Annotated in this window: 23 protein-coding genes and 1 riboswitch; of the genes, 8 read left to right on the plus strand and 15 right to left on the minus strand. The window is 39.7% G+C overall.

Going from position 1 to position 19,047, the window contains the following annotated elements:
- Positions 1–22 precede the first annotated feature (22 nt).
- From NE665_RS09115 to NE665_RS09145, 7 genes are all read right to left on the minus strand, one after another.
- Complete coding sequence (locus NE665_RS09115; RefSeq protein WP_233104773.1) at positions 23–397, minus strand: hypothetical protein; 375 nt, start codon at positions 395–397, stop codon at positions 23–25.
- Positions 398–422: 25 nt separating this feature from the next.
- Positions 423–1,115 carry an ABC transporter ATP-binding protein gene (locus NE665_RS09120; protein ID WP_178759888.1) on the minus strand — a complete coding sequence of 231 codons (693 nt, stop codon included), beginning with the start codon at positions 1,113–1,115 and terminating at the stop codon, positions 423–425.
- Positions 1,109–1,861 (minus strand): hypothetical protein, encoded by a 753-nt coding sequence (locus NE665_RS09125; protein WP_178759889.1) that lies wholly within the window; start codon positions 1,859–1,861, stop codon positions 1,109–1,111. The genes NE665_RS09120 and NE665_RS09125 overlap by 7 nt, the downstream gene beginning before the upstream one ends.
- 5 nt (positions 1,862–1,866) lie before the next feature.
- A complete protein-coding gene (locus NE665_RS09130; protein WP_178759890.1) occupies positions 1,867–3,087 on the minus strand; it encodes a hypothetical protein in 1,221 nt (406 codons plus the stop codon).
- A complete protein-coding gene (locus NE665_RS09135) occupies positions 3,084–3,800 on the minus strand; it encodes a hypothetical protein (protein WP_178759891.1) in 717 nt (238 codons plus the stop codon). The genes NE665_RS09130 and NE665_RS09135 overlap by 4 nt, the downstream gene beginning before the upstream one ends.
- Positions 3,801–3,851: 51 nt before the next feature.
- Positions 3,852–4,223, minus strand: a complete 372-nt coding sequence (locus NE665_RS09140) for a GntR family transcriptional regulator (protein ID WP_117441920.1) — start codon at positions 4,221–4,223, stop codon at positions 3,852–3,854.
- Between the two features lie 94 nt (positions 4,224–4,317).
- Positions 4,318–4,644 carry a hypothetical protein gene (locus NE665_RS09145; protein ID WP_178759892.1) on the minus strand — a complete coding sequence of 109 codons (327 nt, stop codon included), beginning with the start codon at positions 4,642–4,644 and terminating at the stop codon, positions 4,318–4,320.
- 266 nt (positions 4,645–4,910) lie between these two features.
- Positions 4,911–5,012, plus strand: a riboswitch (TPP riboswitch).
- A gap of 223 nt (positions 5,013–5,235) precedes the next feature.
- Here NE665_RS09145 and thiW point away from each other — a divergent pair.
- From thiW to thiE, 3 genes are read left to right on the plus strand one after another with little or no spacing between them, the layout of a single operon-like run.
- Entirely contained in the window at positions 5,236–5,799 is a 564-nt protein-coding gene (gene thiW, locus NE665_RS09150; RefSeq protein ID WP_178759893.1) for an energy coupling factor transporter S component ThiW, read from the plus strand.
- Entirely contained in the window at positions 5,750–6,559 is an 810-nt protein-coding gene (thiM, locus tag NE665_RS09155; protein WP_178759894.1) for a hydroxyethylthiazole kinase, read from the plus strand. The genes thiW and thiM overlap by 50 nt, the downstream gene beginning before the upstream one ends.
- Positions 6,556–7,185 carry a thiamine phosphate synthase gene (thiE, locus tag NE665_RS09160; RefSeq protein WP_178759895.1) on the plus strand — a complete coding sequence of 210 codons (630 nt, stop codon included), beginning with the start codon at positions 6,556–6,558 and terminating at the stop codon, positions 7,183–7,185. Before thiM ends, thiE begins: the two co-directional genes overlap by 4 nt.
- Before the next feature lie 621 nt (positions 7,186–7,806).
- On the opposite strand, the gene NE665_RS09165 is transcribed toward thiE, so the two are convergent.
- From NE665_RS09165 to NE665_RS09175, 3 genes are all read right to left on the minus strand, one after another.
- Positions 7,807–9,000, minus strand: coding sequence for a site-specific integrase (locus tag NE665_RS09165; protein ID WP_015536407.1), 1,194 nt, complete (start codon positions 8,998–9,000; stop codon positions 7,807–7,809).
- A 78-nt stretch (positions 9,001–9,078) separates the two neighbouring features.
- On the minus strand, positions 9,079–9,282 hold the full coding sequence (locus tag NE665_RS09170; RefSeq protein ID WP_002610247.1) for an excisionase: 204 nt from the start codon (positions 9,280–9,282) through the stop codon (positions 9,079–9,081).
- Complete coding sequence (locus NE665_RS09175) at positions 9,282–10,343, minus strand: replication initiation factor domain-containing protein (protein WP_278275377.1); 1,062 nt, start codon at positions 10,341–10,343, stop codon at positions 9,282–9,284. Before NE665_RS09175 ends, NE665_RS09170 begins: the two co-directional genes overlap by 1 nt.
- Before the next feature lie 494 nt (positions 10,344–10,837).
- Between NE665_RS09175 and NE665_RS09180 the strand changes: the two genes are divergently transcribed.
- The 5 genes from NE665_RS09180 to panD all read left to right on the plus strand — a co-directional run bounded on the left by NE665_RS09180 (position 10,838) and on the right by panD (position 14,896).
- Positions 10,838–11,509: a helix-turn-helix transcriptional regulator gene (locus NE665_RS09180; RefSeq protein ID WP_004847061.1), complete on the plus strand. Its 672-nt coding sequence runs from the start codon at positions 10,838–10,840 to the stop codon at positions 11,507–11,509.
- Between the two features lie 440 nt (positions 11,510–11,949).
- Positions 11,950–12,843 carry a Rossmann-like and DUF2520 domain-containing protein gene (locus NE665_RS09185; protein WP_009306604.1) on the plus strand — a complete coding sequence of 298 codons (894 nt, stop codon included), beginning with the start codon at positions 11,950–11,952 and terminating at the stop codon, positions 12,841–12,843.
- Positions 12,818–13,645 carry a 3-methyl-2-oxobutanoate hydroxymethyltransferase gene (gene panB / locus NE665_RS09190; protein WP_004847068.1) on the plus strand — a complete coding sequence of 276 codons (828 nt, stop codon included), beginning with the start codon at positions 12,818–12,820 and terminating at the stop codon, positions 13,643–13,645. The genes NE665_RS09185 and panB overlap by 26 nt, the downstream gene beginning before the upstream one ends.
- Before the next feature lie 11 nt (positions 13,646–13,656).
- Positions 13,657–14,502, plus strand: coding sequence for a pantoate--beta-alanine ligase (gene panC / locus NE665_RS09195; protein WP_004847070.1), 846 nt, complete (start codon positions 13,657–13,659; stop codon positions 14,500–14,502).
- A 13-nt stretch (positions 14,503–14,515) separates the two neighbouring features.
- Entirely contained in the window at positions 14,516–14,896 is a 381-nt protein-coding gene (gene panD / locus NE665_RS09200) for an aspartate 1-decarboxylase (RefSeq protein ID WP_004847071.1), read from the plus strand.
- Positions 14,897–15,665: 769 nt separating this feature from the next.
- Here panD and NE665_RS09205 read toward each other — a convergent pair.
- The 5 genes from NE665_RS09205 to NE665_RS09225 form a co-directional block, all read right to left on the minus strand.
- On the minus strand, positions 15,666–15,941 hold the full coding sequence (locus NE665_RS09205) for a hypothetical protein (RefSeq protein ID WP_178759896.1): 276 nt from the start codon (positions 15,939–15,941) through the stop codon (positions 15,666–15,668).
- A gap of 221 nt (positions 15,942–16,162) precedes the next feature.
- On the minus strand, positions 16,163–16,843 hold the full coding sequence (locus NE665_RS09210; protein ID WP_178759897.1) for an ABC transporter ATP-binding protein: 681 nt from the start codon (positions 16,841–16,843) through the stop codon (positions 16,163–16,165).
- Positions 16,844–16,857: 14 nt separating this feature from the next.
- Complete coding sequence (locus NE665_RS09215; RefSeq protein ID WP_178759898.1) at positions 16,858–17,424, minus strand: hypothetical protein; 567 nt, start codon at positions 17,422–17,424, stop codon at positions 16,858–16,860.
- 29 nt (positions 17,425–17,453) lie between these two features.
- Positions 17,454–17,912, minus strand: coding sequence for a hypothetical protein (locus NE665_RS09220; RefSeq protein WP_233104695.1), 459 nt, complete (start codon positions 17,910–17,912; stop codon positions 17,454–17,456).
- Positions 17,905–18,885: an ABC transporter permease gene (locus NE665_RS09225; protein ID WP_178759899.1), complete on the minus strand. Its 981-nt coding sequence runs from the start codon at positions 18,883–18,885 to the stop codon at positions 17,905–17,907. Before NE665_RS09225 ends, NE665_RS09220 begins: the two co-directional genes overlap by 8 nt.
- Between the last annotated feature and the right edge of the window lie 162 nt (positions 18,886–19,047).

Genomic DNA, 19,047 nt, shown 5'->3' on the forward strand with positions numbered 1-19,047 from the left:
CCACAGTTGTTGACTCTTTGCGTCATCTGTATTTCACAATTTCAGGAAGCCTGTGATCCATGATACGAAAGGCCTTGTGAAGTAAATAAGCGGATATGGATAATATGCAGCAAGCGGCTGGATGAAAAAGCAATAGCGTGTTTTGATCGGTGGACAAAGGCTGTTGTAACAAGCTTGTCATGATAATACAGAAAAATGAAAGCAGCATTTCTCCACACAGGCAGATAAGCATCCCGCGGATACCTGCCTGTTTTTGCTGAAGCAAGCTGTAGCAGCTATAAGTCAATGGCAGGAAGAGAATCAGCGCCATAGGATATCTGTCGATAACGATCAGGGTATCGAATGCAAGTGCTGCTATCCAGCTCGTATAGGGTATGACGCTTTTTTTACCTTGCACAGGCAGACCTCCTTTTATGAAGCAGCTATTTTCTTGCGGCAGGGCGATAAGGGTCCAGCAGGGCACGCAAATCCTTACCACTTTCGTTTAATTCATCCATCATGATATCTTCTTTGACGATACCGTCATCAAGAACAATACAGCGGTCAATCACAGCTTCAATCTCTTCTATGTTATGCGTGGAAATCAGAATGATGACATCTTCTTTTACCTGTTCAATCAGCTGTTTGACAGTATCCTCTTTCGCATATACATCCAGTGTGGTAAACGGCTCATCCAGTATGATAAGCTTTGCGTTCATTGCAAAACCGGCGCTGATCTCCACCTTTAGCTGCTGACCCTTGGAAAGCGTGCGGATGGTATCTGTTTTGCTTACCTCGAATTGCTCGAGGAAGTCAAAATAGCGGTCTTTGGAGAAAGCAGGATAATACAGCGTAAGAAATTCGCCATATTCCTTTGGAGACATATAGGGGAAATAACTGCCATCCTCTGTGATGAAGGCGATCTTATCAAACTGCTCCTCCACTGCTTTATCGTTCCATGTTATCAATCCGTCATCCAGCGGAATAAGGTTTAGAATGGCTTTCAGCAGCGTAGTCTTGCCGCTGCCGTTTCTTCCAAGGATGCCTGTAATCTCCCCTTCATGAAATTCTATATTGGTATTGCGCAGACCTCGGTTGTTGTAGTACAGCCTTTTAACATTTTCTAATTTTAGCATTTGTAACCTCCCGGCTGTTTATAATCACAGCAATTTTTTATTTGTATAATAAATAGCACACTGTACAATAAGGGAATCAACAGCCTGATTATGGATGCATTCCATGCTGTACAGCTCAAATACAGCAACAGCAGATAGGTCGGATAGAGCCATCTGCTCATGCGGGGAATTTCTGCTCTGCATGCATATATAACGGAGATGCCGCCCGTAACAACCGATATATAAAAGCTGATTAGAAACAAAGCGGACGTAACAGACGTAGGATATAAGAAGGGGAAAGCACGCTGCATGGAGAGCATCATTGTAAATGATTGATATTTTTCAGGGAGAAACAGCTGCTGATTTTCCAGCTGCTGTAAGTGATATTGAAATCCAAAATATAAAATTGTAAGACTGATCAGATAAAAGATAAGCAATAGGATGGCCAACAGAAGAGCATCTGCGACAATGCGTGGCTTTTGTGTTGAAGCCAGCAGCATCCATCGTGTCTTTCCCTGACGGTAATCAAACAGTGTCCGCAGGATATAGTAGAAAAATATAAGTACAAAGAAACAAACTGTAACACCATAAAAGAGGTTGTAGCTTAGCGGCAATAGTTCAATCCATGTAGTACTGCTGTATAGCAAACGGATATTTGATGAAATGCTCTGCATGATAAAGGCAGAGACCATGAAATAGGCGAGTGTAATTGCCAGCAGAACTCTTGAAAGGCGGCGCATATGTTGTTTAAATTCACGTTTCAGCATGTTCTTTACCTCCTGAATTTGACAGGAATACAATCAGCGGGCAGCTCTGTGAGGGAAGGCTTTAGTTTTAAGAAATCCAGCGTGCCGACATATACGGTCTTGCCGTTTTCTATAACAAGGAGCTTGTTCGTATAGTATCCTGAGTCTGTGCTCATAGAAACATAGATTCTTCCATTCTTATATAGAATATCGTGAATAGGCGCATAATCGCCACCTTCTAAAAGAAGCTGTTTGTTTTTTACATGCAGGAGCTGCATGGTGTCTGTATTTAAAATCTGAATTGTATCATCATAGCTGAAGCAAAGATACTTGTCATTCTTATAAATGGTATCAAAATAATGGAAGTCCTTTATACTGATTTCATCCTTCAAATTACCGTTAAGGTCATACTTTGTGATATACAGCTTTTGATTTTTTTCGCTGAATACAAATATATGGTTTGACGAGAGCTGCATTGCAAGATAATTTCGGTCCATGCTTACGTTTGTCAGCTTTTCCACCTTCAGATATGTGCTCATAGCGTAATAGTTGTGCTCCGTATCTGTATTGATGCTATAGCTTTCCGGATAGTTCATTACTGTTGCACGATAGATGTAATTCTGACCGCTCATCGCCGTGGTGCTCGGTGGAAGTATATAATAATACCCATTATGATAAACTGTTTGCGTGGTACCACCGAATTCTGCCATATTTTCCGGCTGAATCCATCCCGGAATGATCTTTTTTTCTTCAGTGTTGTACGTACCTTCTTCTTTCAGGATATGCTCCTTATCCGCATTATAAGTTAACTCTGTCTTGATAAATCCGAAATCGTTAATCAGCTGTTGATTATCTGTCACCATTACGGATACATACAACGATGCTTTGTTCAGCTGCCGCTCATAGGATGTCATATCCGTACTGTATTGATCCTTTGCTTTTTCCCAGTCACTGATTGGCTTGCAGTCATCCTCACATACATACGTGAAGGATGTATAAGAGGAACCCAGATATTCCTGCGGTTTTCTTATTTCATGAGATACTCTGGCACGCTCATCATAGGATATCAAAATGGATGCCTCCTTCAGATTTACGGTACTATCAAAGCCGACACCATGCAGTGCTGAGCGATTCCCCATCACATCCTGTATAGGGAAGTTTGCTTGTCCGGCATATAGGAGAGGTAGACTCATGCATAAAATAGAGGCAAGGGCTGCAGAGGCTATAAAGGCAGTTGTCTTATTCATTTCATCTTCCTCCTTTTCCACATGAAGCAGGATTTCAACTGTATTGCATGTACGGGGATAAGTAGCAGCATGGCAGCAGCTGCGTACCAGTCCTCAATTACCTGTAGATCTGGCATCGTTTGTGCCATAATCAACTTAATAAAGAGGAAAATAATTAGAAGACCGGCATACAGTAGGACTGTTTGTAATCCTTTATATGTCTCCATACCGATTAACAAAAGGGTGCTGATGCAGGTTACTGTAATCAATTTTAATATATTGAGGATTAAAACAACTACCGTAAAGGGCATATAGGCTGTTGCAGTTGCCTGCGAGAGCTGAAAGAACAGAAAGGAATTGCTGAGAAACGGCTGTTTATCTGACACCATGAAGTAAAGAGCAGTCCATGCCAAAATGTGTGTGCAGAGTAAGCCAAGATAGGTCATAAATTGAAATAGCAGTTCACTATAGAGAAAGGTTGATTTGCGAATCGGAAGTAGGCGAACCCGGGTTAATCCGCCTTCACTCATAAAGGTTTTATAGCGGCTTCTGTGAATCAGAAAGAGCAGTAGAAAGCTCGGATAGAACGTCAGAAGCATAATAGTGTTGATATCCTTGGTGATATTGATAAAGCATAGTGCTAGCTGGACGAGAAAGATGTCCACGTACAGAAATATGATCTTATTCACATAGGGGGCAGAAGTGTTTTCAATAAATAAGCGAATCTCTTTCATTGCAGTCTCCTTTCTGTATTGCGGTCGCAATACACTTGTTGGAAATAAAAATTATGTGTTCCATAGCTTTGTAAGCCAGGCAATCGTCTGTTGAAAATCCAGTCCGCTTGTCTGACACTCCTTTACAAATTTCTTCATCGTTACCTCAATCATTTCATTGCGTAGCTTTTCCAAGGTTTCCTCATTGACAATAACAACGCTTTTCACATTGCTGATCGTCTTTATGATTCCCTCATCCTCCAGCTGTTTATAAGCTTTTTGTACCGTGTTTGGATTGATGGAGAGCTGTAGTGCAAGCTCACGGCGACTGGGAAGCTCTTCATAGTGCTTCAGCTCATCGGCGAGAATCAGCTTTTTGATATAACGACTGAGCTGCGGATACATCGGCTCTTTTTTATTAAACGTTATATGTTGTAGATTCATGCAATCCACCTCTCTTCAAGTGTATTATAACCGCAATACACTATGCAGTCAAGAGAAGCCTGTTTTTTTGTTAACAGGCAGACTGTAAATGCATTCAAAAGATAGTTTCCTCAGCATTGAGAACACCGGATGAAAGCCATTCTGTTATATACTCGCGAATGAGATGCTCGTGTGTATTTTTATCATTGGAAACATAATTCGCAAGAAATGTGTCCAGTGTCACATGCTCTGTACGAAAGACTCTGCTTTTATCTTTTGCTGTATTCTGAATCCAGAAAATATAATTGTATGCTTTATACCATGGTGAAACATATACGTTTAAATGATATTGTGTATTTGAACGCATGTCGATGTATGCATGAAAAATAGGCTGTTCTGATACAATCATATGCTTATAATCTTCCATTCCTTCCTGCAGCATACTGCCCTCCCCCCTTTCTTATCATAACAGTGTGCAGAGATCAGAGTGAATAGGACAACGGGACAGCTGTATAAACACTGACCTCTGTACATTCATCATACGGAATAGCAGCAAAATTGCAAGCATTCTGGGACAAGCGGTATCCCATAGGGTGGAAACGGTCATTTTTTGTTGAGAACATCCGAAAATCCATGACTGTTTTTTTATCTTCGGCATTCAGAAAAAACAGCATTGCAATTCCGTTTGAACCGTGGTAACATTTTAATGTAATAAAAAAGGGGAGCTGGAAACGGCTGAGAGGAAGCGCTCGCTTCGACCCATAACCTGATTCGGATAATGCCGACGTAGGGATGTGTACAATATGAGTGACTGCATATTGAGATATGGCCTGCGTTTGCTGTATCTCTTTTTTATTGCTGCATACGGAAGGGGAGCTCCGACCGTACAAAGAACTTCAGCGAGGGAGCCTGCCAGACAGGCTGAGAGGAAGCTGTATGGCTTCGACCGATCTTGGGATATCAACCGGGAGAGCTGTTTTCTTTGTGCTTCCTGTTTATATCCCAAAGGAAAGCAAACAGGAGGTAAGTAGAAATGAAAAATGAACATCGTGTTTTTCGCCATGTCTTTCTGGCAATGATGGTAGCCGTAGGAGTTGTCATATCACCAATCCTGCGTGTGGAGGGTATGTGTCCGATGGCGCACTTTATCAATATTACAGTGGCAGTGTTAATGGGACCCTGGTATTCGTTTCTGTGTGCGGTACTGATTGGGGTCATCCGTATGGCGGTTATGGGGATTCCACCGTTAGCATTAACCGGAGCTGTATTTGGTGCAGCATTGTCAGGAATCTTTTATAAAATCAGCAAAGGGCAGCTGTGGGCAGCAGTTCTGGGGGAAATCATTGGTACAGGAATCATCGGGGCAATCGTGTCCTATCCAGTCATGGCGCTGCTGTGGGGAAGAAACGGTCTGACCTGGATGTTTTATGTACCGAGCTTCTTTATGGGAACCATCATCGGAGGCAGTATAGCATTTGTATTTCTGACATCCATGCAGCACAGTGGTATGCTGCTTAAGATGCAGAAAAAGCTGGGAGGAGAATGGAATGTACGAGAAGCTCTGGAGCCTGAGAAAACAACTGCAGTACAGTCATAATCTAATTCACTGCATCACCAATCCGATCAGCATGAATGACTGTGCAAATGCTGTACTGGCACTGGGTGCGAAGCCAATCATGGCGCAGCATCCGATGGAATGTGAACAGATTACCGTATGCAGTAAGGCACTGGCACTGAACCTTGGCAATTTTGATGATAACCGCTCGATTGCCATGAAGAAAAGTCTTCACTGTGCAAATGAGAATGGTATTCCGGTAATCATTGATTTGGTTGGTGTCGGATGCAGTGAGCTACGCAAAACGTTTGCAGAGGAGCTGTTGCAGAAGGGAAGATTCTCTATCATAAAAGGAAATCTTTCTGAGCTGAAGGCAATCAGCGGCCGTGACAGTCATGCCCTGGGAATTGATGTCGGTGATGGTGATCGAGAAGCTCCTGCAAAGAGTGCAAAGTGGCTGGCTGAGCTTGCACGCAGACATGCCTGCTGTGTCTTATGCAGTGGAGAAGTGGATATCCTGACAGATGGAAAGCAGATATATTTTATAGAAAACGGAGATTCCCTGATGACGCTTTGTACAGGGACAGGTTGTATGCTGAATGTGATTGCAGCTGCATTTTTATCCGTTACAGAGAATTCGCTTGATGCAGCCTTGGCGGCATGTTTGACCTTTGAGCTGGCTGCAGAGAAAAGTGTTTCAATCGCAGACGGACCGGGCAGCTTTCATGCATCACTGTTTGATTCTTTATATGGGATGGATGAGCTGGATTTTGCGAAAGCAAAGGTTAGGAGAGGGCTATGAAATTTGATTTAACATTATATCTGGTAAGCGATTCAACAGATTTATCAGAGGAGGAGTTTCTTAGACGGCTTGAACAGGCATTACATGGTGGTGTTACTCTTTTACAGCTAAGAGAAAAAAACAGAACAACGCTGGAATACTATGAGCTTGCCTGCAAAGTAAAAAAGCTGACGGATGCTTATGGGGTACCGCTTATGATTGATGATCGTGTGGATATTGCTCTTGCGGTGGATGCGGCTGGCGTCCATGTCGGTGCAGAGGATCTGCCCGTCAAAGAAGCGCGGAGACTTATGGGACCGGATAAAATTGTAGGTGCAACGGCGAAGCGTGTAGATACTGCCATGCAGGCAGAAGCAGATGGTGCTGATTATCTGGGAGTCGGCGCAATCTATCCGACTACGACAAAGGTGAAAACAGTATTGACCAGCGTAGAAACACTGCAGGATATCTGTGCACATGTTTCTATTCCGGTTGGTGCTATCGGTGGCTTGAATGCAGAGAATTGTGATATTCTAAAGGGAACGGGGATTAAGGGAATCTGTGTTGTATCTGCTATTATGAAGCAGGAAAATTCCTATGTTGCAGCGAAATCATTAAAAGCTAAAATCATGGAAATCTGTAAATAGAGGTGCAGATAAGATAAGAAAAAGACAACTTCTAAGGGTAAAAGCTCTTAAAAGATGTCTTTTTTTTATGAAGCCCCATACAGCCTTCAACTGTTATTGCTGATGCTTTAGAGAATTCATACTGTGTAGACTTCATTCTTACCTTTCCGTTAACGTGTTATCCGATATAATATGTTGGCACATTTTTGTTAGCTGCTTCCGTACTTCTATATCATAGCTGTTATCTATTCTTATTCATATGAAAATATAGTAACAGGATAGCCAAAAAAGCAACTGTAAGAATCCCATGTAGATGAAATGTGCAGAAATGTTTTTGTTTGATAAATATCGTTTCATTAGATTCAAAATGACGAGTGGTGCTATCGAAGTTAATAACAACAACAGCAAATAGAGAAAAACAGGCAGTTTCGTTAGCAGGTTAACAAAGCTTACTATGATACAGAAATTTCAGATAAAATTATATATATCTTTTTAACTATCTTTTTATATCTTCTTAAATGTCCGCAAAGCCTTATTTTATCGGCTCTACGGGCATTTTGCTTTTGTGGTAAACCTCACATATCTAGGTCTATCTTCTTATATTTTCGCTATCAAGCGTGGTTAAAATCGTGGTAAATACTTCTATGCGATTAAACGCTGAACCTCTGATTTTGCAGTATCTATGGACGCATGAGCATACCAGTTCATTGTGATACTGATATTTGAATGTCCCATGATATACTGTAAATCTTTCGGGTTCATGTTCTTGCTTGCCAATCTTGTGCAGAATGTATGGCGTAGCGTATGCGGTGTGATATGTGGCAAAGGGTTATCCTTATGGTGCTTGTTGTATTTCTTTACCATACGGACAAAAAGCATATTGTAATCAATCGCAACTTTGGGCTTGCCTTTCTGATTGACAAATAGGAAGTTGCCCCGTCCATCTATCACAAATGGTTCTGCCTTTGGGCGTTTCTTCATAACCCGTTGAAATGCTTGTATCGTTTCCTTGCTTAATGGCACTTGCCTTGTTCCGCTTTTTGTCTTAGGCGTTTCAATATAATAACCTTGTTCCTTGCTCTTTAGTAACTGGTGGTCGATAACTACAACCTCATGGATAAAATCAACGTCCATGATTGTCAGTCCGCACAGTTCCGAGATACGAAGTCCTGTCTTTAACAGTATCAGCACATCATCATAATACTTGTGATACACATTGTCCGTCTTGATGAATGAGAGTAGGGCTAGTTCCTGTTCCTCTGTCAATGCGACTTTCTCTTTGGTATCATTTTCTAGGACTTCACTCAACTTGAAATCAAAAGGGTTTTTCCTTACACAATCGTCTTGTATGGCGATATAGAATGACGCTTTTAACGAGCGTTTATGGTTGTTAATGGTGTTATAGGAAAAGCCTTTGTCTTTCATGCGTAACGCCCATTCCTTAGCGTCAGAGGGTTTTATCGTATCAATGCTCCTAGCACCTAACTTGTCCTCTTTCAATAACCGCATGAGCTGTTCCCGTTGTTTCTGTGTGCTTTTCTTCACGTTTGCCCTCTGTGCGTTCTGTTTGGCGTAGAGTTGGCAAAGCGTCATTTTCTTGCCTGTGCTGTCGATACCGTCCTCAATATCCCGTCTTATCTGCTGTTCCAGTTCACGAAGTGAGGGTTTTTCCCGTTTTCCCTTTGGTGTCGGGTCTGTGGGTGTCAATCTCCAAGCATACACATATTTTGTGTTTCCAAATGCGTCCACATATTTATATAAGTATTTTCCGTCTGTTCGTTGGCTCTCTCCAGTATGCAGGATACGTCCTTTGCTATCCCGTCTTTTTTCTTTCATGGTGTCTGCTCCTTTCCTTATTGGAAAGAGCCTTGATATGACTTGTGTTTATCATAACACATACAAGGCTCATTTGCATTAGATTGCGTCCAATTTGTCAATGACCTTTTCAAACTGTCGGCGTTTAATCTGTATGCGGTTGCCATTCATAATGAGCCAGCCAGCGTCCTTGTTTTCCTCTGCCAAGCGTCTTAACTTGTTTTCTCCGATACGGAAATACTTTGACGCTTCTTCAATGGTAAGGGTGTATTTTTCCCATACAGGAATATCGTTGTTATTCATCAGATACCCCCTTTCCCATGTTTCGTGTCATACTGGATATAGGGGATAAGGTCGGTGCGGTCTATCCTCTGTAAGTGGGCGGTTAGTTTGCTGGAAAGGGAATTGCTGTATCTTGCCTTATCAAGCATAGTTCCCACTTTTTCCAGTCCACCTAATGCGTCATGTTCTTCCAAGAAGTAAAAACTTTTCACAGCGGAAATCACGCCACCCTCTGTGAGCCATTGCTGTGTTTCCTCAAGAGAATTATGTAGTTTCGGTACTTGCAGTTTTAAGACTTCCACAGCCCCTAAAAAGCGTTCCCAAAACCGACACGTTTTCCATCTGCTCTTATTACTTTCATTTCTGTTTGGCACGACAAAGCGTAGGTTGTTTGCCAATAGACCGAAAGCCAGTTCCCCAAGTTCCAGCGGTCTGTCTTTGAATGTCATGGCAAAAGCATGAGCCTTATCATCACGCAGTTGCATTTCTGTCCGTTTCCAACTGCCGACTTCATCAAGTGTCTTATTATGCTTTGAACAGACTTCCTTATCTTTATCATAAAAACGGTAGGACAATCCCGATTTACCAGCACCGATATAAACAGTCTTTGCGGTGTCGAAATCATCAAACTTGCTTTCGTCAAAGTGGTAGCCCTCACTATTCGAGATAAATTCCTCTTTTTCGCATTTCTTCTTTATCTGCTCTATGGTAAAGAATGGTTTTTCGTTTTTATCATCAATGGCAATATCAAGTCTTGTGAAATGGAAGTTATCCAGTCCGTATCTTCGCTCACAGCGTCGGAACATATCCCCAAAGGTATAATTCCTATTGTTGAGAATACGGAAAATATCATCACAACCTCTGCCAGTCATAACAAGATAACAGCCTAGCCCCTGTGGGTTATCCTCTGTCTTTCTTGCGTCTCCCGATACATAAATATCTCCAACCTGCCAGCGTGCTTGATAAGTCTTGAATTTTATCGTTGCTGGATAAACATTGAAAATGTCAGTCGGTAAACCTAAAATGTGCATGATTACATCTTCAGCGGTTGCCGTTTCAAATACAATGCTGATGTAATCAATCTTAACGGATAAATTTTTGTGTGTAGTTATAGTGCATTTCTCCTTTCGTATGCCCCGTTTTTTGCGGGGTAAAAATCGTGTTTTTCCTTTATTTATCACAGTTTCTAGGTACTATGACATGTATACGCAGGGCGGTGTTACATATACGCCCTTTACGAGCGCCTAAAGGCGTTCCCTTTCTTCCTGTGTCTGTTCCGTTCTTAACGCTCACGAGCCTTGAGAGGCTCGTGGCTAAACGAAACAGCCCCAGTCAGAAACCCTATTTTTAGTCTGATAGTCCATGCTCATTCATGCTATCAAAGTGAAAACATCTCTTATATATGCTTACTCAAGTGTGTGATTGACCCTAGCGTGCTTAATCACTATGTCTGATAAGATAATAACGCCACTAGAATTACTTGTCAAGAAGTTTCGATTGACTTTTCGATATATATTAAGTATGATATGCTTATAAATGACAATAAAAGCAACGAAAGGAGCGGTTATACTAAGTTATGGAGTATTATGAAAAGAAAATCAGTTTCTTAGGAGAAAACATACAAATCATAAGAAAACACAGGGGAATGAAACAACAGGAACTTGCCAATAAAATCGGTATCAATATGCAGAGCCTTTCCAAGATTGAACGAGGTGTGAATTATCCTACCTTTGATACATTGGAAAAGATAATGGACGTGCTGGGAGTAACACCGAATGAATTATTGTCGGGGGAATGGAAATATATTGACCACACCGAGCCATATATCATGGACGTTATCAAACGAGAACAGGATTTTAATGTTTCCTTAGATTATTTGTCTGAAAATGAATTTTTCAATGACGAAAAAGAATGTAGATTTTACATGGAAACTACATTGATTAGATACATTAGCAATTATCTTTCTAGTGAGGTAGTAGAGTTGGAAGAACTTATGGAAATCAAGCAGTTGATACAGCGTCAGAAATTGGAACGCATGATGAAAGTACATAAGGAAATGCGAGGGTTAGACCGATACAGAGAACAGCCCAAAGAGTATAAATATCACGACCCTTATGATGATTGGATATTCCGTCAGCTTGCAGATATAGACAACAGAAACAACATTCCCAACACTTCGCCACAATTAGATTTTAATGAAACGGACTATGAAGATTATCTAAAAGAGAAATGGAATAGAGGACTTTAATTTTCCTCTTGCATGAAAGATACAGCAAACAAAAAGCCCAATCAAGAGTGCAAAGCACCACCAATGGTGGTAAGGCTCTTTACAGGGTTCTTTCTTTTCTGTGGTGGGTAATCAAGCGAAAAATGAAGAAGTGTTTTGTCATGCTTTATATTTTTATCCCGACTTTGATAATTCAGATTGTGAAAATGATTAAATACAGAAAAGCTAAATAACACGATTTATATTAGCATCACTTTAATGATAAATTAGTTAGAGTGGTGCCTTATTTTTTTCTCTGTACAATCACTTAAATAGGTGCTATAGTAATGGGTAGATAGTATTCGAACAGAAACTATACCACATATTTTTTATTTTTAAACCATGAGGATTATATCAGTTTGAACGAGACCTCATCCATGCAGATTTTCATGATTGTCACTTCCCAGAAAGGAGTGATCGATATGAGAGCAGGATTTATCGGAGCGGGGAAAGTAGGATTTTCCCTTGGAAAATACCTGAAGGAAAACGGCGTAGAGATTACGGGTTACTTCAGCAAATCACCGGAATCAGCTAAATCAGCAGCAGATTTTACTAACACAAAACTATATAAGAGTATAGAGAATATCTTAAGTGACAGTGATACCCTGTTTATTACTGTGCCTGATGGACAGATAAGCAAAGTATGGGATTATATGAAGAATCTGGATATTAAAAATAAAAATATTTGTCATTGCAGCGGTTCGATTTCATCAACTGTTTTTTTTGATGGTGAAAACCTCGGTGCAAATATCTATTCGGTACATCCCCTATATGCAATAAGTGATAAGTGCGAATCATGGAAACACTTGAATAAGGCTTATTTTACTGTGGAGGGTTCGGCAGAGAATCTAGATGAGATTAAGAGTATCTTTGAGCGAGCAGGAAATAAGGTAATCGCAATGGGAGCGGAAAATAAATCTCTTTACCACTGCGGTGCAGTAGTTGTAAGCAATCTCGTAAACGGACTTTTTCAAGTGGGGGCTGAAATGCTTGTAAAATGCGGCTTTGATAAAAAAGATGCAAAGAAAGCCTTAGTGCCTTTGTTTACTGGAAATGCCGACACATTGGCAGAAAAAGGGGTTGCGGCTGCCCTCACAGGTCCTGTTGAGCGAAATGATTTGTCGACTATCACAAAACACATTGAAGCTATTAAGGCAGCATGGATAAACGAGTCTGAGGAAAAGGTGGGATATGAGATGATATATCTTTTGCTTTCAGAAAAGCTTCTCAGTATTGCACAGGAAAAACATTTAGACAGTGACTATTTGAAGATGACGGAGGTAATTAAAAATGAAAAACACAGTATCCACTTTTAAAGAACAGAAGGTTAAGGGCGATAAGATTACAATGCTGACAGCCTATGACTATTCGACAGCTAAATTGATGGATCAGTCAGGTATTAACGGTATTCTCGTTGGAGATTCTCTTGGCATGGTTATGCTCGGATACGAAAATACTTTGCCGGTAACAATGGAAGATATGATTCACCATACAAGAGCAGTTACAAGAGGTGCCAAAGATGCCTTAGTAGTTGGAGATATGCCGTTTATGTCATATCAAGTTTCAGTTGAAGAGGCCATGTATAACGCAGGAAGACTTATGAAAGAAGGAAGATGTCAAGCAGTAAAGCTAGAAGGTGGAGCCTCTGTTTGTCCACAGATTAAAGCTATTACAGCTGCTTCAATTCCTGTTATGGCACATATTGGACTTACACCTCAGTCAGTGAACGTTTTTGGAGGCTTTAAAGTTCAGGGAAAAAGTGAAGAGGGAGCAAAGAAACTCATTGAAGAGGCAAAAGCTGTTGAAGAAGCAGGAGCATTTGCGATTGTTTTGGAATGCGTACCTGCAAAATTAGCGGAAATTATTTCTGAAAGCATTAATATTCCTACAATAGGAATAGGTGCAGGATCTGGCTGCGATGGACAGATTCTCGTTTATCAGGACATGCTTGGAATGGTCTCTGACTTTACACCTAAATTCGTAAAACAATTCGCAAAGGTAGGAGATGTAATGAAAGAAGCCTTTGCTGCATATATAGAAGAAACTAAACAGGGAAGCTTTCCAGCACCTGAACACACATTTAAAATTTCAGAAGATGTAATTAACAAGTTATATTAGGAGATAGAACGATGAAAATAGTAAAAACCGTAGATGAAGTGAGAGTTATAGTCAAAGAATGGAAGAAAGAAGGTCTTACAGTAGGTCTTGTTCCTACTATGGGATTTTTGCACGAAGGACATAAGAGTTTAATTACAAGGGCTGTTTCAGAAAACGATAGAGTTGTTGTCAGTGATTTTGTAAATCCGACTCAATTTGGAGTAGGGGAAGATTTGGAAAGCTATCCGAGGGATTTGGAAAGGGATACTATGCTATGTGAGGAGGCAGGTGCTAATTTAATATTTAATCCTGAGCCGGAAAATATGTATTTTGACGATTTTTCAACATATGTAAACATAGAAAGTCTTTCAGAGGAACTTTGTGGAAAATCACGACCAATACATTTCAGGGGTGTAGGCACAGTAGTATCTAAACTTTTTAATATTGTAAATCCCGACAGAGCTTACTTTGGTCAAAAGGATGCACAGCAGCTTGCGATTATAAAAAGAATGGTTAGAGATTTGAACTTTGATATCGAAATTGTGGGCTGCCCTATAGTTAGAGAAGAGGATGGTCTTGCAAAGAGTTCAAGAAATACATATCTAAGCAAAGATGAGAGAAAGGCGGCACTAATTTTAAGCAAAGCAGTTAAGCTCGGAGAAGATATGGCAAAAGCAGGAGAAAAAGATACAGATAAAATTGTATCAGAAATGATTAAGCTTATTGAAACTGAGCCTATGGCGAAAATAGATTATGTTCAGGCTGTAGACGCTGTTTCAGTTAAACCGGTCAAGGAGATGACAGCACCAGTACTAGTTGCCATGGCAGTTTATATCGGCAAAACCAGATTGATTGACAACTTTATTTACGAAGGTTAAACGGGGGTTAAATATGACATTTGAAATGTTAAAGGGGAAGATACACAGAGCTACAGTAGTTCAAGCAGAACTTGATTATGTAGGAAGCATCACTGTAGACGAAGACTTACTTGACAGTGCCGGAATTTTGGAGTATGAAAAGGTAAGTATCGTAGATATAAATAATGGGAACAGATTTGAGACATACACAATTGCAGGAGAAAGAGGCAGCGGAATGATATGTCTCAATGGAGCTGCTGCAAGATGTGTTCAGACAGGTGATAAGATAATCATAATGTGCTATGCACAGATGACTCCAGAAGAGGTAAAGAAAAATCCACCTAAAGTAGTATTTGTAGATGAGGATAACAAAATATCAAGAGTCGCAAGATACGAAAAACATGGTAAGCTATAAGACATGTAATTTGCAAATAAAAAAGGGCATTTCGGTAATTAAAAAATGTAAAAGGTGAAGAATATGTCATCTGCCCTCGTTGTGAGCAAGAAGTTTATAAAGAAGTAATAATTTATCCATTTTGTAACTTTGGCATAATGGCATGGCTTGAAGGAGAAAATGATGAAAATAGCAAACCAGTGAAAGATAAATCTAAGTAAAATCTCAGCTTAACAATTTAATATCTATATTTACAAAGCAGTTGGTCTTATGATTGACTGCTTTTAAAAAAGACACCGTTTAGGTGTGAGGTCTTTTTAGTGTTATTTATAGTCATATCAAGGCTCGTTTAATTATGGTAAATTCGTGGTAAAATGAGTGCTTTTCTATACTTCAAAATATTTGAAAGTATAGTGTTTATACGGATAATCAAAAATTAGATATAAAATTTATAAGAACTAAATATATCTTATGAAAACCGATCGTTGAATTTGATTTTAATCTTGAAAATGCAGAGGCATAGATCGGAATCTTAAAGAGAAGTGGAAGAAACATAAGAAATTGAAATATTGATTCTAATTCTCCTTCTACAAAAAACATATAAACACCTTTCCCTCTCATTATTCGACTTACAAAATATGAACTACTGTCTGCATCTTTCCTTTCTTTATACGAACAGAAATTCGGTGAATCTTTATATTCTTAAGCAGACATGAAACCTTAAATGCGAAAGATAGCTTTAAAAGGTGATTCTCTTATAAAGGGTGACCTGTGTTGCTGTTCTGAAAAATCAGGAGTCCTTGGAAAGTGTAAGCTTGTTATTCGATATATAATCTCTGATTTTTCCATATAGCTTGAAGGTATGATAGGTTTCTGTGTCCTTGATGAAGGTTTCTGTAACATCCTCGTTATCTTCATTTATCACTCTATAGGATGCTTCACCTTCATAAATAGGGTTGACAAATCTTTTTAAATCATCAAATTCCGGATTCATAATATACATTACATAGCCAACGCATAAAATGCATACAATCGCTAAACATACATGCCATTTTTTCAGCTTCATACAGCTTCCTCCTTTTTCTTGTGCCGGTAAAACGCTTGTAACTACATCCTGTGATTGCAAAACCTGAGAAATAACAAAAAGTGCATACCTTCAGCATATGGAAAAGATAAACTATGCCTCTGTTTTCTTCATACTATAGCTTTCTGAATGAGATAACCAGTATATGGTATTGAATGGCAGATCAACGGGAATAAATGGTCGAACAGGGTGTGATAAAGCAGCTAATCGGCATGCATACTTTCTATGCTTCCATCCTTCATGGTATAGATAATATCGCAGCGCTTTGCCAATTCCATATTATGAGTCACAAAGACAATCGCCTTATCCTGCTTTCTTAAATCCAACAGTATCTGGAAAACACGTTCAGAATTTTCGATATCAAGTGCTCCAGTGGGTTCATCCGCAAGCAGGATCGCTGGATTATTGACTAAGGCTCTTGCGATTGCAGTTCTTTGCCGTTCTCCACCGGAAAGATCATGGGCTTTTTTCTTTAAAAGCTGCTGAATTCCCAGTGTTTTGCTCACAGATGATAATATCGTTTGCTGTTCTGCTTCCGGAATCTTTTTCTTACTATATACGAATGGCAATGTAATATTATCCAGTACAGTGTCCTGTTCCATCAGAGCATATTCCTGAAATATATATCCGAAGCTTTCATTGCGTATTGCCGGAAGATTTTTTCCTTCTTTCACCTCCTGTCCGTTTATGATTATTTTTCCTTCATCCGGCTTCATAAGCAGACCAAGCATGTGAAGCAGGGTTGATTTTCCGCATCCGCTGGGACCGCAAATCGCAGTTATCTGATGCGAACAGATATCCATGCTGACATGATTAACTGCTGTAATTACCTGTTTTCCCTGATGAAACCTTTTTGTTAAATCTTCACAATGTATGAGTACCATAAATATCTTTCCTTTCAGTTATCGCGTATTTCAATAAGTAAATGCTCAAGCTCGATGGAGCGGATGCCAAGATAACAAATTCCCCCCTGAACGAGCAGTAAAATAACCGCAATCATTAGAAGCAGCATGATGGACAGACCTTGTGCACTGAGAATAAAAAGCAGAAGGAAGGGAAGTCCAAACAAGAAGGTTATGTACCAATATAGACGAAGCCATATATCCTTTCTACAGGCGCCGTAAATCAAGTGAATTGTATATTCCTTTCTATTATTTTGAATCAATAGCTTTAGTATATAAAAGAGAAAGATTATACAAAGCAGAAACATGGCAACATAATAAAGCAGAAAATACAGGTTCTCCTGATAGGTACTTTGATAGAGACGGTTTTTAACCAGATTGCTTTGCGGGACCATGGTTCTGGATTCAGGAAGAGAAGTAAGTAATTGATTTATTTCTGCGTTCTGGTTTTTTGTAATCGTCAGATGATCCAGTATTTCCATATCATAGCTGCTGTCCATCGCGTGAAAAGAATTGAAATCACAAATCAGTACCAGCTTGTCATCCAGAAGCATCCTTCCCATACCATTATCCAGATAGCTGCTTCCTTGCTTTAGCTTGTCGATAACCGGAATTTTTTTCCATGAAAGGGATAGCTTTTCTGAGCAGTTTGCTTATCGTTACCAACAAGTACACCGATGGAGCTTATATCTTCTCCAGTGAGATCAAAGAAAGCCGGAAAGGAACCAAAGGCTATAAAATATTCATTTCCGTCTTCATCAAAGTAATCGGATATATAAGAATAAGCATTCCCGTTGTATTGAAGAGCTGCGGAAAGATATTGCAGAGTATCCTTGTTGCTTTCACTATCATCCAGCTGAAAGGAAGAAAATTGTATCGGTGAAGCTTTTTGTATATGATTACAAAACTGATACTCATGATAGCTGTTTGAAATCTGAGTGCTGAAGATACCGCAGCAAATTGCAATCATAATTACAAATAATGCAGTAGTGAAGGAGCGCAGCTTATGATTTCTAATATCCTTTAATGCAAAGTGAATTTGCTTATTCATAAAGGTAGCCCTCCTTATCAAGGTTTCTGTTAAGGATTAGCGTACATGCCGCTGTTAGGAACAGCAAGGAAAACAACATTGCTAAGAAGTCAATCCAGATGCTTTCGCGGATAAAAGTCAGCTGCAGCTGTTGTATAATCCAATGATGAAATAGAAGTGCAGGGATACAGCCGATAAGGCTTAAAAAGAGGATTTCACGTAGATTTTCTAATAATATTGCTTTTCTGGATGCCCCCAGTACCTGCTTTATAAAGAATATTTTTTTCCTACATGCAAAGGAGTGATAAATGAAATAGCTGAGACCGATAAAAACAAATACATAGGAAAACAGCATATAGGCAAAAAATGGATTGTTGATGATGCCGGATAATCTATTCCAATAGGAAAAGGTTTCTTCAGTGTACTCATAATGATGTATATCCAGATTCTGCCGTATCATATTCAAAAGCTCATCTGAACCCTTGACAATGAGATCTCCCTGAAGCTTGGAGTAGGAGAACAGATTATATATGAGATAATGATCATTGGGGATTTCCTTCACCGTTCCAAGAACTGTGCCTGTTTCTTTTTTATATAATTCCGGATGCTTTGATAGATATGTAGAATTCAATGTATAGGAATAACGCTTTTCGGAAAAAAAGCAATTTGCTTTGGGGGCATCCTTAGGGAGTCCGTATGACTCTATTAGCTTGTACGAGGGATCATACATTCCCAAACCGATATCATCAATAGTATCAAGAAGCAGTAGATCCGTATCCTCATTCAGCAAATTTCTGATAGAAGCATACAGCTGTTTCCCCGAAAGTGGCTGTGTGGTATCTGCTTCACGGATTCGCAGAAGTTTGTAGCCCGCGTGTATCTGATATATGTCATCCAGCTCACCGTTCCTGCACGTGATCAGTGATAAAAACATAGAAACGGAAAGCATGAGCAGAAAAGATATACAGATATATACAAATCTAGTGGCTTTCATAAGCTCTCAGCAAAGCTGTTGTTTTCTTTAGGAACCGTTTTTTCATACCAGCATCTCCTCACATCTTTCATACTTATATATATAGTAGTATATATAATTGAAAATGCAATAGGCGATTGCTTTTAATCTAAAAGTTATTTGAAATCACAACAAGCATTTCCG

Source organism: Clostridium sp. DFI.1.208 (genome assembly GCF_024463855.1).
Taxonomy (GTDB): domain Bacteria; phylum Bacillota_I; class Bacilli_A; order Erysipelotrichales; family Erysipelotrichaceae; genus Clostridium_AQ.

Bases quoted from the DNA above. Each gene is read 5' to 3' on its own strand.
- NE665_RS09120 (WP_178759888.1), bottom strand. From the start codon at position 1,115: ATGCTAAAATTAGAAAATGTTAAAAGGCTGTACTACAACAACCGAGGT.
- NE665_RS09125 (WP_178759889.1), bottom strand. From the start codon at position 1,861: ATGCTGAAACGTGAATTTAAACAACATATGCGCCGCCTTTCAAGAGTT.
- NE665_RS09130 (WP_178759890.1), bottom strand. From the start codon at position 3,087: ATGAATAAGACAACTGCCTTTATAGCCTCTGCAGCCCTTGCCTCTATT.
- NE665_RS09135 (WP_178759891.1), bottom strand. From the start codon at position 3,800: ATGAAAGAGATTCGCTTATTTATTGAAAACACTTCTGCCCCCTATGTG.
- NE665_RS09140 (WP_117441920.1), bottom strand. From the start codon at position 4,223: ATGAATCTACAACATATAACGTTTAATAAAAAAGAGCCGATGTATCCG.
- NE665_RS09145 (WP_178759892.1), bottom strand. From the start codon at position 4,644: ATGCTGCAGGAAGGAATGGAAGATTATAAGCATATGATTGTATCAGAA.
- thiW (WP_178759893.1), top strand. From the start codon at position 5,236: ATGAAAAATGAACATCGTGTTTTTCGCCATGTCTTTCTGGCAATGATG.
- thiM (WP_178759894.1), top strand. From the start codon at position 5,750: ATGTACGAGAAGCTCTGGAGCCTGAGAAAACAACTGCAGTACAGTCAT.
- thiE (WP_178759895.1), top strand. From the start codon at position 6,556: ATGAAATTTGATTTAACATTATATCTGGTAAGCGATTCAACAGATTTA.
- NE665_RS09165 (WP_015536407.1), bottom strand. From the start codon at position 9,000: ATGAAAGAAAAAAGACGGGATAGCAAAGGACGTATCCTGCATACTGGA.
- NE665_RS09170 (WP_002610247.1), bottom strand. From the start codon at position 9,282: ATGAATAACAACGATATTCCTGTATGGGAAAAATACACCCTTACCATT.
- NE665_RS09180 (WP_004847061.1), top strand. From the start codon at position 10,838: ATGGAGTATTATGAAAAGAAAATCAGTTTCTTAGGAGAAAACATACAA.
- NE665_RS09185 (WP_009306604.1), top strand. From the start codon at position 11,950: ATGAGAGCAGGATTTATCGGAGCGGGGAAAGTAGGATTTTCCCTTGGA.
- panB (WP_004847068.1), top strand. From the start codon at position 12,818: ATGAAAAACACAGTATCCACTTTTAAAGAACAGAAGGTTAAGGGCGAT.
- panC (WP_004847070.1), top strand. From the start codon at position 13,657: ATGAAAATAGTAAAAACCGTAGATGAAGTGAGAGTTATAGTCAAAGAA.
- panD (WP_004847071.1), top strand. From the start codon at position 14,516: ATGACATTTGAAATGTTAAAGGGGAAGATACACAGAGCTACAGTAGTT.
- NE665_RS09205 (WP_178759896.1), bottom strand. From the start codon at position 15,941: ATGAAGCTGAAAAAATGGCATGTATGTTTAGCGATTGTATGCATTTTA.
- NE665_RS09210 (WP_178759897.1), bottom strand. From the start codon at position 16,843: ATGGTACTCATACATTGTGAAGATTTAACAAAAAGGTTTCATCAGGGA.
- NE665_RS09215 (WP_178759898.1), bottom strand. From the start codon at position 17,424: ATGGGAAGGATGCTTCTGGATGACAAGCTGGTACTGATTTGTGATTTC.
- NE665_RS09220 (WP_233104695.1), bottom strand. From the start codon at position 17,912: ATGAATAAGCAAATTCACTTTGCATTAAAGGATATTAGAAATCATAAG.
- NE665_RS09225 (WP_178759899.1), bottom strand. From the start codon at position 18,885: ATGAAAGCCACTAGATTTGTATATATCTGTATATCTTTTCTGCTCATG.